13 protein-coding genes and 1 pseudogene are annotated in these 16,039 nt (G+C 46.6%); 5 read left to right on the forward strand and 9 right to left on the reverse strand.

What is annotated here, in order from left to right; translation table 11 throughout:
* The first annotated feature begins 17 nt into the window (after nt 1-17).
* The 3 genes from infA to DFR28_RS19760 all read left to right on the forward strand — a co-directional run bounded on the left by infA (nt 18) and on the right by DFR28_RS19760 (nt 1,256).
* Nucleotides 18-239: a translation initiation factor IF-1 gene (gene infA, locus DFR28_RS17750; RefSeq protein WP_113955741.1), complete on the forward strand. Its 222-nt coding sequence runs from the start codon at nt 18-20 to the stop codon at nt 237-239.
* 136 nt (nt 240-375) lie between these two features.
* Nucleotides 376-1,050: a transcriptional repressor LexA gene (gene lexA, locus DFR28_RS17755; RefSeq protein WP_113955742.1), complete on the forward strand. Its 675-nt coding sequence runs from the start codon at nt 376-378 to the stop codon at nt 1,048-1,050.
* A gap of 41 nt (nt 1,051-1,091) precedes the next feature.
* Nucleotides 1,092-1,256, forward strand: coding sequence for a hypothetical protein (locus DFR28_RS19760; protein WP_170132169.1), 165 nt, complete (start codon nt 1,092-1,094; stop codon nt 1,254-1,256).
* Nucleotides 1,257-1,361: 105 nt separating this feature from the next.
* Here DFR28_RS19760 and DFR28_RS17760 read toward each other — a convergent pair whose 3' ends face one another.
* From DFR28_RS17760 to DFR28_RS17775, 4 genes are all read right to left on the reverse strand, one after another.
* On the reverse strand, nt 1,362-1,814 hold the full coding sequence (locus tag DFR28_RS17760; RefSeq protein WP_113955743.1) for a DUF1178 family protein: 453 nt from the start codon (nt 1,812-1,814) through the stop codon (nt 1,362-1,364).
* Nucleotides 1,815-1,832: 18 nt separating this feature from the next.
* Nucleotides 1,833-3,650 carry a translational GTPase TypA gene (gene typA / locus DFR28_RS17765; protein WP_113955744.1) on the reverse strand — a complete coding sequence of 606 codons (1,818 nt, stop codon included), beginning with the start codon at nt 3,648-3,650 and terminating at the stop codon, nt 1,833-1,835.
* 99 nt (nt 3,651-3,749) lie between these two features.
* A complete protein-coding gene (locus DFR28_RS17770) occupies nt 3,750-4,874 on the reverse strand; it encodes an ATP-binding protein (RefSeq protein WP_170132170.1) in 1,125 nt (374 codons plus the stop codon).
* 240 nt (nt 4,875-5,114) lie between these two features.
* Complete coding sequence (locus tag DFR28_RS17775) at nt 5,115-5,384, reverse strand: hypothetical protein (protein ID WP_113955746.1); 270 nt, start codon at nt 5,382-5,384, stop codon at nt 5,115-5,117.
* 642 nt (nt 5,385-6,026) lie between these two features.
* On the opposite strand from DFR28_RS17775, the gene DFR28_RS17780 reads away from it, so the two are divergent.
* Nucleotides 6,027-9,251: a C25 family cysteine peptidase gene (locus DFR28_RS17780; RefSeq protein ID WP_170132171.1), complete on the forward strand. Its 3,225-nt coding sequence runs from the start codon at nt 6,027-6,029 to the stop codon at nt 9,249-9,251.
* A gap of 107 nt (nt 9,252-9,358) precedes the next feature.
* Here DFR28_RS17780 and DFR28_RS17785 read toward each other — a convergent pair whose 3' ends face one another.
* From DFR28_RS17785 to DFR28_RS20165, 5 genes and pseudogenes are all read right to left on the reverse strand, one after another.
* Nucleotides 9,359-9,895, reverse strand: coding sequence for a DsrE family protein (locus DFR28_RS17785; RefSeq protein ID WP_113955748.1), 537 nt, complete (start codon nt 9,893-9,895; stop codon nt 9,359-9,361).
* A gap of 75 nt (nt 9,896-9,970) precedes the next feature.
* On the reverse strand, nt 9,971-11,632 hold the full coding sequence (locus tag DFR28_RS17790) for an amidohydrolase family protein (protein ID WP_113955749.1): 1,662 nt from the start codon (nt 11,630-11,632) through the stop codon (nt 9,971-9,973).
* A 174-nt stretch (nt 11,633-11,806) separates the two neighbouring features.
* A complete protein-coding gene (locus tag DFR28_RS17795; protein WP_113955750.1) occupies nt 11,807-14,533 on the reverse strand; it encodes a phosphoethanolamine transferase in 2,727 nt (908 codons plus the stop codon).
* A gap of 385 nt (nt 14,534-14,918) precedes the next feature.
* Nucleotides 14,919-15,239, reverse strand: coding sequence for a hypothetical protein (locus DFR28_RS19765; protein ID WP_170132172.1), 321 nt, complete (start codon nt 15,237-15,239; stop codon nt 14,919-14,921).
* Nucleotides 15,234-15,290: pseudogene (locus DFR28_RS20165) on the reverse strand (hypothetical protein); the annotation flags it as partial. The gene DFR28_RS19765 and the pseudogene DFR28_RS20165, both read right to left, overlap by 6 nt.
* A 72-nt stretch (nt 15,291-15,362) precedes the next feature.
* On the opposite strand from DFR28_RS20165, the gene DFR28_RS17810 reads away from it, so the two are divergent.
* Nucleotides 15,363-16,039, forward strand: a 677-nt coding sequence (locus DFR28_RS17810; RefSeq protein ID WP_211317045.1) for a transposase, incomplete at its 3' end; no start/stop codon positions are given.

Here is a 16,039-nt window from a genome sequence, read left to right on the forward strand (position 1 = left end):
AGAGAATTAACCCAACTGTGGCAAAAGAAGACCAAATCGAAATGGAAGGCACCGTCATTGACGCACTTCCCAATACTGAATTCAAAGTAGAGCTAGAGAATGGCCATGTTGTGCATGCACACATCTCAGGCAAAATGCGCAAAAACTATATTCGCATACTACGAGGCGACCGCGTAACCGTGGAATTGACGCCTTACGACTTAACAAAAGGCCGAATCACTTACCGTAATCGTACCTAGTTACGCTTATCACAGCTCACTGATACCAGTAGCTGTGAACCGCGTTACCCCCTTGTATTGTGGCGCCTCAAGGACGCAGGCGAAATTATGATCTAAAACACTGGATATTAAAACAGTGTGTTGCTAGACTCATGACATGAACACTCCTGAGCTAAAACCGCTAACTAAGCGGCAACAAGAAATATTCGATTTCGTCCTCGAACAGATGAGCGCCAATGGCGCGCCACCAACTCGCGTCGAAATTGCCGATCACTTTGGGTTTCGATCTCCCAACGCCGCTGAGGATCACTTAAAAGCCTTGGACAAAAAGGGCCACATCGAATTGAAATCCGGCACATCTAGAGGAATCTTTATTCGTGAAGATGCTCGCCCGGGAAATCAGTCACTGTATGAGCAGATTGAACTAACACCAAACGATGGATTAACACCGCCACTGGCCGTAATAGGCGATGTCGCCGCGGGAGCACCGATTTTTGCTACTCAACATGTACAACAGTATGTCAATGTTGACCAGAGCCTGTTTGCGGCATCTGCAGACTTTCTACTAAAGGTTCGCGGTGACAGCATGATAAACGCAGGGATATTTGAGAACGACCTACTCGCGATTAAAAAAGCCGACACCGCTCAGAACAATCAAATTGTGGTCGCACGAATTGATGACGATGTAACGGTAAAACGCTACTTTCGCCAAGGCACCTTAATTTCACTCGTAGCCGAAAATGAAGACTACGACCCCATCGAAGTTAATCTACAGACTCAAAGCTTTGCAATAGAAGGCGTAGTGGTTGGCTTGATTAGACGCAATTTTTGATCAAGCTTTAGACTGATCAATTAGGCGGTAACACGATAAGAATGGATCATCCCGCTGCGGGATTCGTAAATAGTCGTAGTCGAGAGAATGACCGTATTCAAGAGGATAAAAAGGCGGGCTTACGACAAGGTCGCTCAAGCAGGATGCCAGCAACGGAAAAATGCCAAGATAAGTCTGCAGAGAAAAGGCCTACGGTAGATCAATAATTGAATACCGCCACCTATCTACTAGGCGCTCGCGCAAACATCTCTGTCTTAAAGAGCTCACGCTTCCAAAAAACTAGATAAAAGGCTACTGGTTCAGAAAAGCAACTAGTTCAATTTCTTTTTATTAATTGGCTTTGGTGGGAGCGTCATCGAAGTAACGCCCTCTTCCGCTAACTGCTTCAACTCTTCAACACTAGCAGTACCGCGAATATTTTCATCTTCACGCTCGCCCCTGTGTATGCTTAAAGCCTCTTCAGCAAAACGATTTCCAACGTCTTCGAAGTTTTTTTCAATAAACGTATGAACTCGTCCCAGCATGTCCTGCAACTGGGCAAATGCTTCTGCGGTACGGTCACCGGTAGCGACCTGCTGTTGTTGCGGCACCGAGTTACTCTTGCGGCTCAACTTAGGAGCCGCAAGTTTCTTAGTCACTAATTCCGAGTCACAAAATGGGCACAAAATCATGCTGCTAGACTGCTGTGATTCGAAATCACTAGCGTCTTTAAACCAGCCCTCAAAGGTATGGCTGGAGTCACAGATTAAATCGTATATAACCATATTTACTCTCTGTCGAAATTAATCGCGACTGGTTCCGCGGCTTGCACGCTTTCGCTCATTTTCCAGTAGAAAACGCTTACGAATACGAATGCTTTCTGGCGTTACCTCGACCAATTCATCGTCGTCAATAAACTCTAATGCTGACTCTAAGGTGTGCTTAATCGGCGGAACTAAGGCGATCGCATCATCCTTACCAGACGCACGAACGTTAGTTAACTGTTTGCCCTTTAACGGATTAACGGTTAAATCATTCTCACGAGAGTGAATCCCAACAACTTGGCCTTCGTACACCATTTGCGTTGGGCTGATCATCATTTTACCGCGATCTTGCAGATTAAAAATCGCAAAACCAAGTGCTTTACCAGTGCCATTAGAGATCAATACACCGTTCTTACGCTGCCCATAGGCTTTGTTCTTTTTCGGCGCATATTTATCAAAGTTATGATAGATCAATCCAGAACCTGAGGTCAGCGTCATGAAATCAGTTTGAAAACCAATCAGTCCGCGAGACGGGATACTAAAATCGAGCCGAACTCGACCCTTGCCGTCTGGCATCATATTCACCAAATCACCACCACGCTCTTGTAGCGCTTGCATGACCGAGCCTTGATTCTCATCATCAATATCAACCGTCAAACTCTCGAATGGTTCGTAAGTCTCGCCATCAATCTCTTTGTAGATAACTTCAGGGCGCGACACGGCAAGCTCAAAGCCCTCGCGTCGCATGTTTTCAATGAGTACCGACAAATGCAATTCGCCACGACCAGAAACTCTAAATTTCTCTGGATCTTCGGTGTCATCGACACGAAGCGCGACATTATGTAGCAACTCCTTTTGAAGACGATCACGAATTTGACGCGAGGTAAGATACTTGCCTTCTTGACCCGCGTACGGTGATGTATTGACCTGAAAGGTCATGGTTACAGTCGGTTCATCAATGGTTAAAGGTGGTAACGCTACCACTGAATCTCGATCACAAATCGTATCCGAAATGAATAGCTGATCAATACCTGTGATCGCCACAATATCGCCCGCTCGAGCTTCTGGAACTTCAATTCGCTCAAGCCCCTTAAAGCCAAACACTTTACCGATACGTCCGTTCTTAATTTTGCCTTCGACATCAATCACTGAAACCGGAGAGTTTGTACTAACCGACCCCTGTTTAATACGTCCAATACCAATAATGCCCAGATAACTTGAATAATCAAGCTGTGACACCTGCATTTGGAAAGGCATATTTTCTTCAACTGGCGGCGGCGGAACATGGTCAACAATAGCTTGAAACAGTTGATCCATATTGTCGGTTAAAACGTCTGCGTCATCGGTGGCAAAACCGTTAATAGCAGATGCGTAAATAACAGGAAAATCCAACTGCTCATCAGTTGCACCTAACAAATCGAATAGCTCGAATGTTTGGTCTAATACCCAATCAGGACGTGCACCTTCACGGTCGATTTTGTTGATCACAACAATCGGTTTAAGCTTATGCTCGAACGCCTTTTGAGTCACAAACCGAGTCTGTGGCATAGGTCCATCAACCGCATCAACCAATAGAATTACCGAGTCGACCATCGACAGGATTCGTTCTACTTCACCGCCGAAATCAGCATGGCCTGGAGTATCGACAATATTAATTCGATAATCTTTCCAAGTTAAAGCCGTTGGTTTTGCGAGAATAGTAATGCCCCGCTCCTTTTCGATGTCATTACTGTCCATCACTCGCTCAACGATCTCCGCGCGTTCGTCGAACGTGCCGGATTGCTGCAGAAGTTTGTCTACCAAGGTGGTCTTACCATGGTCAACGTGCGCGATAATCGCAATATTGCGTAGTTTCATTAGAAATATAAAAGCTGGTTACCCGAAATCAAAGCGCGATTATAGGGTAAAGCCTAGTAAATGCTAGCGTTTCTGACCAGTTTATTCACCTACTAAGGCTTATCCGATGGTCTTTACTTCAATATCGTCTTTTGGAAAACGAATCGTAAACTGACAATACTCCCTCAGTTGGTTTTGAATTGAAATAAAACCACCAACACTCTTTATCAATAAACGTAACTCTCCTAGGCTTTGATCCGTTTCTGATAATGAGAGCTGTTTGTTGGCGCTGTGGAAATCGGCATGAAAAATTAACTTAATGGCGCTTTCGAGCAACATCGCATCCGCCTCCGCTTGATCGAGCAGTTTCAGCTCTACTGCGCGAGCGACAATTTCATCGCAATCAATACCTTCGCCATCGTCGCGTACAGCAACGATATAATCGCTATCGGTTTCTTTTATCGCAACATGAACAGTCATAAACTCTGGCTTGCCAGACATAACACGCACATCCGGTGGCCTTCCGCCGTGCTGAACACTGTTTCGAACCATTTGCTCAACAATTTGCTCAACAATCATCGAAAGCGGGCTCGGTAATTGCGACGTGTCCGCGCCGGAAATCTTTAACTTCGCATGATGCCCAGTAAAGCTCGACTCTTCACGCACGACGTATTCAAGCAACTCTGAGAAATTTGTCGGTATCAATGGTAGCCCATCGGGTTCCGACAACACCGTAATCTCCTGCTGCCAATGTCGACGTAAACTCACACCAGCATACAACACATAAACAGCCAATCCTCCCGCCAAGATCAAGCCTAAAGCAGATAGCGTCTGCAATAAACGAACCGAACGTGATTGGGCACGTGCAACTTTAGTCGCAAGCAACTCAAGCTTGGATTCGGCGGCTGCCAGCTGCCCCTCGCGTAACAGCACAAGCGTCGCTTGCATATCATAGAGATCTTGACCTAAAAAATCGTTAAGCGGTTGAGCATCAAACCCTAAACCGAGCATTTCCTGTGGGCCACCACGCTCTAATGACTGCAGAATTTCGATCATTCGATTGAGCTGTGCGCCAGCAGCCGACGCAGGCACTCGAGCAGGTAATGACGCAACAGCAGACTTATACTCTGCTCCACGCAAGTTATCTTGCCGGAAGTAACCATGCACAAAGAAATAGCCGACCACGTAAACCACCAGCAGCGAGCTACCAATCAAAAGTCGTCTTAATTTAGAATCGTGTTCCAATGAAAAATATCCTACCCGACCGTTCCCCTCTCAAAACCCCGCTTGCAATTATTGCCACAAACGAACCCAATGTTTATTGCCAATAGCGCACATTGCGAATTTAACCGCAAATACAAATATTAAAATAAATGCAGACTGGCACGACATCTCACTCCCCAGCGAGATAGCCTTAAACTACTGACAACATATGCGGAGTCATCCTGACCCCAAAAACCATAACAGCTCAGTGCGAGCTTCTAGCTAATGAAAATAACTATTGGCTGGAATGAGATCTAAAAAGTCATCCTCACTAAGCGTAACAAAAGTTGAACCAACCCATAGAGGCCGATATTCGGTGAATCCGATCTCCTGAGCAATAACATGGTCGCCATCATTTGCCGAAGTCGAGCACTCATCATTTACTTTGACAATTGGACTAACCACCAGCGCCGATGTAACGTCCGTTGATGTATCTTCAGTCACTAACTCTTCAGTATCATGGAACTTCTTTAAGTTATTTCTTTGCTTCATTATCACCTCATTTTAATAGCTTTTAACACTATCTGCCTAGCCTGTATCGACCAGTAATGCGCTTATATTCGCGCGCGGCAACCAACTTTCAATCAACAGCCGGTCGGCCACTATACAACACAATCCCCAGAAACGGTACCATTTGGCTTGCCAAATCAATCGATCGGGCAAGCCAAAAACGCAACATTCTCAATAACTTCTGCAACATTCCTCACCTCCATAAGCATATAAACATGCTGGTTTAGCCAATAGAAACACAACAATTAGAACAACCTAAATAGCTCGAGTAACCCGCCAATTAGCTAGCCATCCCGCCAATAACCATACGCTTTATCAATGCCCTAGAATGTCTGTAACGGCAGATAAACCTCAACGTAGCTCAAAGCATCGAAAACCGAGCTTTTTTTGTGAACAATCGTTATTTAACAATAACTTAGTTAGAACATCTCACGCTATTCAGGTAAAGTGCACGTTATAAAGCGTTGACTCCGACTGTAAAGGCCGCTGTTTGGGCCGAAGCAATACTTAGGTATTCGAACTGTGCAATAAATCGCGCAACCCAAGAGGAGCGGTCAGAGTCGTAGAAGGATTACTGCAAGTTAGAAGCAGCAACATCTCATGCAAATGGTCGGGAGTGTGAAAATGAATTTTTTCCTAAGAGTAGTATGTACGGTTTCGCTGACTATGCTCAGCATAGTTCCTGCCGAAGCAATGATATGCTCGACGAACCCTAACACCGCCATCCCAGACGGGTCTGGTTCAGCCTCACCAGGCGCAGTAGCATCAGTTACCATTGAGGTACCAGCGGCTTACAGCAATGCGATCACTGATCTGGATTTTTTACTGCAAATCAACCACAGTTATGTGGGCGATATAATAGCAACACTACAAAGCCCTGCCGGCACAACGGTTACGCTAGTCAATCGCCCTGGCGTTCCCGCCTCGACCTTCGGTTGTAGCGGCAATAATATTGATGTAACACTCGACGACGAAGCTGGAAGCTTAGTTGAGAATCAATGCGCAGGAGCCGTACCAACCATTTCTGGAACGCACCGACCGGCCGGCACGTTAAGTAGTTTTGACGGACAAACCCCTGCCGGAACATGGACCCTGCGCGTGACCGATAATGCGGGCCAAGACACCGGCACCATCATACCGTCCGGCGTCTGCCTCGACTTAACAACAGTTCCGGTTGCATTGAGCAGCTTCGAAACAAAAGTTCGCGGGCAGAAACTGATCAGCAAATGGCAAACTTCAAGCGAAGCGTTTAATTTGGGGTTTGATCTTTGGGGCGAGATTGATAATGAATGGGTACAACTCAATTCCCGGCTTATTGCTAGCCAAGAGTTTGATTCGACCGAACCGCAAAACTACCGAAAACGGGTTTCAATAAACGAGTTAGATGGAGAGCTAACCGCCGTCGGCATCTCATCCATTTCAAGTTCAGGCCAAGAAGAGTTTTTTGGGCCTTTCGAGTTGGGCGAGCGATACGGCGAAGAAACGGTGCCACGTAGAATCGACTGGGCGGCGCAACGCGCTCGCTACGATGCGGCGATGTCGAACGCTGGTTACAGTAAAATCAATGGCCGCTGGTTGCGAATTACTAAACAGCGTGCGGCGCGGGCATCAAGACTGAATCAGCGCTTTCCGTCGCTGATGATGGAAGTTACTAAGCCTGGTATTTATCGCGTAAGCTATGAATCACTATTCCAAGCAGGGTTTGACCTAGCCGGCATGCCGGTAAAGCTAATGGCGATACAGCACAATGGCAGACCTGTGCCTAGACTAGTCAACACACCGAATGGACGAGCGCGTTTTGGACCAGACTCCGATGTGGTATTTTACGTCACAGAGCTAGATTCTGAAGCGGCACGTTATAACGACCACAGCCGATATACGCTCGCTCTAGAGCCTGCCAAAGTTCTCGCCGCGCCGGTTATTGCATCATCGAATATCACCGGCGATGACGCTACCCAAACGCATCTTGAAAGCATTCGTATTGGCGAGCCAAACTCCTATTCGTTTATTCTGCCTGGCGACCAACCGTGGTTCGATAGCCCAGTTCAAGCCTATCGCCAGATTGGCACAAAGGTAATCCCCTTTGAACTCCCAGACTACGCAATAATTGACCAAGGCGCAGTTTTCGAGCTCGACTTATTGGGCGGCATCGACTTCCCGCGACGCGACACCAATGGTGACGGCGAGCTAGAGCCCCATCACCACTTTCGTGTATATCTAAATCGTGACGAATTCCCGGCGCCAATTTACGAAGGTTTTGGCAACGGCTTTGACCCGATCGCAGTGAGCTTTTCCAACACAGAACAATTGCGTGCTGGCCACAACACCATCGAGTTTGAACTAATTCCCGATAATGGCCTAAATCTAGACGCGGCTTATTTCATTGGGGCAACCATTCGCTACCACGCCCCCAACACGGCAGGATCCACTGGCCAACACTATCAGTTTAAGCACAACGATAAGCCGGTTAAGATAAGCGGTGTGCCATCACAACAGTTTGCGCTGTTTCGCACCGATGAACACGGTAACTTTGCGAAACTAAAGCCCGGCCAAGATAACGCTGACACAATGACCGTAGAATTGATGAGTTCTGCAGAGCTTCAAACAACCCCATCACTTTGGGTAATGAGTTCCAGTGATTATTTAAGCCCCAGAACTATCTTTCAACCGGAGCCGGTCGACCAAGATGCCTTGAACCTGGCGGATATTGACTATGTTGTCATCGCTGACCCATCACTCATAGGTGACACACTGTCACGCTTTGTTGACGCACAAATTGAAATGGGCAGGCGCACCAAGGTCGTTAGCAGCCACGCTATCTTCAATCGTTATACGAGCGGTCTGCCTGAGCCCAAGGCGATTGCTCAATATTTGAAAGCGCAATCATACATATCGCCTTATCAATACGTGCTGCTGGTCGGCGGCCATACCTACAACTATCGAGGTTACAATACTAACGCGCAGACCCAACCGATGAACCTGATTCCGAGCTTCTATCGAGCCGGTGAAGGCATGGTACGACAGATTCCGACGGCTGTTCCATTTGTAGATTTTGATGCCGATGGCGCTCCAGACCGAGCAATTGGGCGCTGGCCTGTACGGGACTTGGCCCAACTTAATAATGTAGTCACCAAAACTCTTAACTGGCATGCCGAGGGCAGCCATAAGAGTAGCCAGTCAGCCCTATCCATTGCTAGTGCCAAAGAGCAATTCAACCAATTCACTGGCTCCAGCGATCGCGTTATTAACGCACTAGGCAACACTATCAACCCATGGGCCAAAATTTCACGGGTATACATGGATGACATTAATATTGACGACAACGTGCCCGCAGGTAATAAAATCAATGAAGCACGCAACCGATTAGTTGACGCGATTAACCAAGGCACCGCCCTCACGGTGTTTAACGGCCATGGGTCACCTACGTCGTGGGGCAATCAAAGCTTGATGACGTCCAATGTTGCTCAACGGCTAACCAATACCGAAACACCAACCATGATGATTCCGTTAGCCTGCTACACCACCTACTACGAGACACCGTCAGTACAATCATTAGCCGAACTGCTACTCACCGATAGTCCAGCTGGTGCAGTGGCGCTGGTATCACCAGCTCTACTAAGTAGACCTCTCGACAATGAGAATTTTGCCAAGCGATTATTGCAAGAAATGACAAGCAACGGGGAAGACCTCGGTTCCGCTGTGTTAATCACCAAACGCGCAACGCACGCAAATGGTGGTCGACACCAATCGGTAGTCTACAACTGGACAACCCTAGCAGACCCGACACTGAGCTTTGGCTTGCCTAAGGTCAGCTTGCCGCCGGTGGTCGACCAACCCAAAACGCAATAATCAAGCAGCGCGCAATAGCGACTAGGTGGCGATTTCCGCACCTAGTCCGCTAACTCAAACAAATAAATTAGACAACGTCTTAGCAGCGCTAAACGAAATAATGGGTATTAAAACGGGTTTAACGTGTAACCTTGTTGCTGCAATAGTGCGTTGGCGGTCATTGCCGACAACGACATATGCACACCGTCAATAAGAGACTTTTTCTCTACACCTAAATGGCTCGCCGATTGACCGCATAAATAGACCGTCACACCGTTCGCCATGAGCTTAGCGACTAGGTCCGCACTAGCATTTGGTCGTTCAAACTTATCGTTGAACTCACTGTCACGTAAGACGTCAAATGATGCTTTTCCGTGCACCACCAGCGCGACATCAATATTCTCTTTTGGAACCCCTGCTCGCACATGCATATTAATAAAGCGCGCTACACTATTAAATTGACGATTCACGGCGCCCTCTTCCGCGCCTTTCGCCACATCGAACACGACTTTAAAATGTTGCTTCTGAGCATCAGGCAAGCCATCGTCGATGACAACATTCTCCCCATACTCTGAAAACACAGGACCTTTAGAAAATGATTTCTCACTCGCTACCGCGCTATTCAAGCACGTCAATAACAAACAGATAAAGCCTAGATAGCGCATAAACCTAACTCCTAAAAACTCAATATAATTAACAATAAAGTGATGTGATGGGATTCACCGTCAGCTAGCAATTCTCTACTGCTCAACGGTCATTGGGATATCAGGATCAAGTCCAGCCTTTTGCTTACTGGCTCGGACCATAGCACGCACCTCAGCAAGTAAAGCCTGTGCGTCGTAAACAATACCGTCTTTTATGGTCCAGCGCACACCACCAACACGTTCAACTTTTTGGGTCTGCTCATTCAGCTTGGGCACGCCAGTTCCATACAACGACTTAAGGTTATGTAACGGGTTTTCATCAACAATAATCATATCGGCCTTTTTGCCAACATGGATCGTGCCAATGTCTGACTCCTTACCTAGCACTTCTGCGCCCACTTTTGTGGCAGCGCGGATCACTTCTAATGGATGAAATCCCGCTTCTTGTAACAGCTCAAGCTCTTGGATATAGCCAAAACCGTAAAGGCTATAGATGTATCCCGTGTCACTACCCACCACAACTTTACCGCCGCGATTCTTATATTCATTAACAAACTGCATCCAGATCGCGTAGTTGTGCTTCCATGCGACCTCATCTTCAGTAGTCCAATTGAAAAAGAAGGAGCCATGCTTCTCTCGATTGGCTCGATAAAACTCCCACAATGCCGGTGACGTATATTGGTAATGCCATTCTGCGGTATACGCTCGCATTAAGTCACGACTTGCTAAATAGATGGTAAACGTTGGGCTCAAACAAAAATCGCGTTCGAGCAGAGCATCCATTACTTCGTTCCAACGTTCAGTACCAGGGCCTGCCGCTTGCTTCCACAATCTTCCCGCTTGGCCAAAGCGGTCCTGCTCATTGCTATAAATGTAGTCCGACGGATAATTTTGAACAACTTTATCAGTAAACAAAGCTTCAGGTAAGCCATACCAATGCTCCATACAATCTAGACCGCGACTCGATGTATCTAACACATTAGCGTGCACCACATCGAGCTGAGCATGATGCATAGTGGTACCTAAACCGACTTTCTCGGCCTCATCTAAAGCGGCCCATAAAATATCTTCCCGCGCACCTAGAAACTTGATGCCGTCGGCACCAATACGTTTTAGATGTTGGACCCTATTTCGAGCATCTTTCGGAGTTACGATTGGCGCGAATTTTGTATCACCATCGCTGGCTAAACCAAAGAATGGAAACGCGGTGATTCTCGGTGCGGTAATGGCGTTTCTGTTACTCAATTCTTTCAGCGCGAGCAATCGACTCTCGCCACCTGAAGCAAACACCTCTCGTACGCTGGTAATACCATGCCCCATCCACAGTTTAAATATGTAGTCGGCCGACACCGCTTGCTCACTAGACGGCGTGTGAATATGTGAATGTGAGTCGACAAAGCCCGGCATCAGATACTTTCCATGAGCGTCAATTTCACGCACCGTTTTACCCGCTTCGCTCGCCGCTGCGGGGCGGTAATCCGCCTTAATTGGGATGCCTGGAGTACCGACGGTTCTGACCTCTACGATGCGATCGCGCTCAACGACAACGTCAACAGGACCCGTTGCCGGAGCGCCAGTCCCATCGATCAGAAAAGCACCACGTATGATCAGCTGATCATACTGCCCTTCTCCATGTTGGCGTTTCGGAATGTCATCGCTAATACGCGCAAACAAAGCTGCGTCGGTGTCTGCGGCATTGGCCGGTAGAACAATACTGCTTAGGATGAATGTGATTGCAAATAGACTAATAATTTTCATGCGGACAAATTAGCAGATTTCACAAAAGAATGATAAAAAAAGATTCAGTCAGGTGATGCCAAGCCAAGCCAAGCCAATAGTATTTTAAACTCGATGTGCTGAAGAATTTTAACTAGAGGTTTAGCTAGCGTTACCTAAGCTAAATTGTTAATACTCTAACTCTACAATTAATCACTACGATTCCCCACTCTTTCCCGATGCAGCGGGTATCGGTGCAGGATGTGTATAACGTGTCTTGATGTTGACGGTGAACCTCTCATGACCCTCTCCCGATAGATTCTTATCACTGAGTTTTCGCGCAAAACTCGGAGACCATAAATCTACAGGCTTTGCCATCACAACACTCTGATCAACCGACAACATTGGAATCGAAAATGCTTCCGACAGAGCCTGAATCTGTTGCTCCACCTTGGCTGCCCCTTTAGTCGCAGTAACATTAAGCGCTATCGACTTAGGCTGAACTGGGCTTGCCGCCAGCTCCGACAACAACTGCTTAACCGTCAGCATTGAGTCACCTTGCAAGGACTCAACTATTAGCTCACCTTCGCTTGAAACCTCTACATCTAGTACCAAATTTGTAAGACCTAAGTTTAATGCGGCCATTGCTTCACCAACCGAGCGAATTCCCGTTGCATATAACTGCTGCCCTTGCTGTTGAGCCAGCGCCGCATTGTTAATTTGCCAATAATTCCAATTCTGCGGGCTGTCTACATTAACTCGCCCGTGGAGCGTCAACGGTGAACCAGGGATCTGATATGCAGAACTAGTTAAGCTCTTAGTTGGGTCTACCGCAGTCGACTCTATGCCGCTCAAACCTAAAACACTACTGAATAGCAAATCATTGGTCCAAATTTGATCTTTATTATTCTGAATGGCTAGCCATAAATCAGCATGCTTTGTCTTCCATGCCTCATTAGCCCAAACGATCAGCGGAATATTAATCATGTCGTAGGTAAACAATGCCGAATTATGAGTGCGATCGCCGATCACTTCCTCGGAATGATCGGCGACATACAACATCACACTCGGCTGATCATTTTTCTCAAGTCTTGCGATAATTTTCTCTAAGACAAGGTCGGTGTAGCGAATCGATGTGTCATAACAGTTAATCGTGCTAGCTGCCGCCTTCTTAACTTTGAGGATTTGACTAAAGTGCGAAACAGGCAGGCTGCTATTAAAGCCACGAAAATCAGTTGGATAACGCCGACAATATAGTGAATGATTACTATAGAGGTGTAAAAATGTAAGTTGGTCTGGCCGTTCAGTCACTGTTTTATCAAACAACGGTAGAAGGTCCTCATCGAAACGAGCGCTATCTAATCCATAGCCAATTTTATAATTTATGGTATCTAGCCTATCGGCCTCTCTGGCAATCGTGGTTATTTTATTTGACCAACCACCGAGTAAGCGATGATTGGTTAACCAATGAGTTTTAACCGACGCCGCAGATGCATAATTAAATACCGAGGGCGACTCTAGCCAAGACCGCTTATTGTATTGATTTGCCTGCGTCAACATGAGCGCCATCGTAGGATTGGAATGCGTGTGGTTCGAATATGCGTTCTTATAAACGATTAACTCATTATTACTAAACCGCTGCTGCAGATTCGGCGTAGTTGGCTGAACATAGCCATATAACGACATATGCTTTTTGTTAACAGACTCACCAACTACGACTACAGTCGCATTGCCAGCGAATGCAGTATTTTGTTGCGCTAACGATGCCGATACAGTTCGGTTGTCAGCAATACTCTTAAATGCATCTATCTCCGATTTATAAATAATTGCAGATTTCTCAAGCAAGGTATACGTCGGACTATGGTCGATCCTGCCAAGCAAAATTGATATACCGCAAAGGAAAAATGCCAGCAACATAATCAAAAGACCGCCACGTTTACGCTCCCCAGAGGTGATATGCATCATCATTAGGAAAACCGCAAAGACCACGACCAACCCAACTGCAGTGCGCCGGTAGCCAATATACTGTTTCCAGAATTCGACCATTTGAGCATCATAGCTTTGCATCGCTCCATGAATTGCCTCGACCGACATTGCGACATCAAATACCTTGAAGTACGCTATCAAGCCCGCTCCGATTAAAGACACTGCAATATATGCACTCGTGCCGATAAGGCTTAGCGCGACAGCAACAATACGCGACCGACTACCCAGCAACGCAATCAAAAATAGTAAACTAACCATACACATCGCCAGCCCGCTATCAACCGCAAGGCTAGACGGCGTTAGTTTACTTAGTGTCGCATTTGCGGTGCTAAGCAGAATATTAAATCCCAGTCCGAGAACAGCAATATAAGGTGACGAGCGAGTGAGTATTGTAAGCACCAAGATCAGCAGCCACGCGACACAAAAACCAATAAAATAATATGGCAAGTCAACTAGCCGGTAAATTGTCACCTCAGCCCTAGCACACTGGCTAACTTTGTTGCCCATGATTACTGGCGTCAGTAGTTGTCCCTTAGCGATATTGAAGTTAATGGTTTTAACCTCTTGCGACTTCAACGCCAAGGTCGCATTCGCGGTTCCACCACGTATTTGTATCGTTGCCTTATCTAACTCGTCTTTAGAGCATACCCACGGTGGGTACTGCCCCCTTACCGCAAGCTCGTATCGGCCGCTATCTGTGAATATCAATCTTATGTAAGAAGTCGCCGGCGAGCCGCCAGCAAAAAGGAAACTATCGTCAACTTGACGCAGAACGTAATCAGAAATTCGAACACCGCGTGTGTTCACGAAACGAATTTCAGCACCTTGATAGATGCTTTTGCCGCCAACAATCTGCGATACCACTTCACCATTAAACCAATAAAGTAAACCCGCCATAGCCGCTACTACAACCAATAAGTGGAGGCTTGCAGTAAAGTTCAAGCGGTGTTTTTTCATTGCAATGTCGCGCCTCCTATCGAGTGAGCAAACACCAACGTCGTGCTTTTAAGTACATTAAACAAAAAATGGGAAAAATTATACCGAGCACTGAAAGTGATGTAGGCCAAGTACCTACAAGCAGTATGAGTGATCAATTCCTTGAGCCCAAATAGATTACTCACAATTATCTGGCTATCCAGTATAGCAATTCGCCCCAATAAACACATCTATGTAGCGAATATATCCAATTACCCTTCTTCTTGTAATGAACACTTAATTTATGACTGCCTTATAATATGCAACAAACCATGTACCGACTTAGTAAAAAATAGATACTTAAGTCGGCACCTATTATTAAGATCAGAGCACTTGTAGCCGGTCAACTCTCACCGAAACACCTTGACTACAAACAGACAAAGATAAAATTACTCTCTCTGCTTAACGGAAAACAAAAACTCTCATCACCGCTTTCACAAACGTCACCGACTCCATCTTCATCGGTGTCGAGCTGATCAACGTTAGGTATCAGCATACAATTGTCATCCTCATCCAAGATTGAATCATCATCATCATCCACGTCGGTAATGTCACAAATTCCATTTAAGTCCGTATCAACACCATCGTTCTCAGGAAAAAAATCTGGTCTTAAGCCAATACCATCATCGCCAACAGAACAATCATCACATGAGTCAAAATCAGAATCTAGACATACCTTCGGATTCAAAGGGTTCGTATCGCTGCCGTTCAATACCCCGTCGTTATCTTGATCATCATCACAATCATCTTGCCATAAACTCGCTTCCCTGACAGAATAAAGTCATTCAAGGATGAATCAACAAGGATAGTTATGACCTTGCCAAGAAGCACTCTTGTGTCGTTGGCCGACACACCTTATTACCATTGCGTAGCGCGCTGCGTTCGGCGTGCCTATTTATGTGGGGTCGATCGATACTCAGGCATTAGCTATGAACATCGGCGTCAATGGCTCGAAGATAAGTTGCATGAGACCGCGGACGCGTTCGCCATTAAACTGTGTGCCTACGCGGTGATGAGTAATCACTATCACGTGGTACTGCGAGTCCAAGCTGACATTGCAGACGCGTGGTCAGAACGTGAGGTGATCCGTCGTTGGCATTCATTGTTCTCCGGAAGCGTGCTTTCGCAACGCTTTATGAATGGTGATGCGCTTGATCCAGTGCTTTACGAACGTCTGTTGGAAGACGTCGAAACGTGGCGCGCCAGGCTGTGTGATATCTCGTGGTATATGCGCATCGTGAATGAGTTCATCGCGCGTGAGGCGAACAAGGGAGACGACTGCACTGGCCGATTTTGGGAGGGGCGATTCAAGAGCCAGGCGTTGCTGGATGATCGTGCGCTGCTGTCCTGCATGGCGTACGTTGATCTCAACCCGATTCGTGCCAAGATCGCAAAAACGCCTGAAACCTCGAATCACACCAGTATCAAGGCGCGTATTGATTTACTCAACGAGCCGGCTACAACCAAACCTACTCTAGAGGACTTCAC

The organism is Arenicella xantha (assembly GCF_003315245.1).
Lineage (GTDB): Bacteria > Pseudomonadota > Gammaproteobacteria > Arenicellales > Arenicellaceae > Arenicella > Arenicella xantha.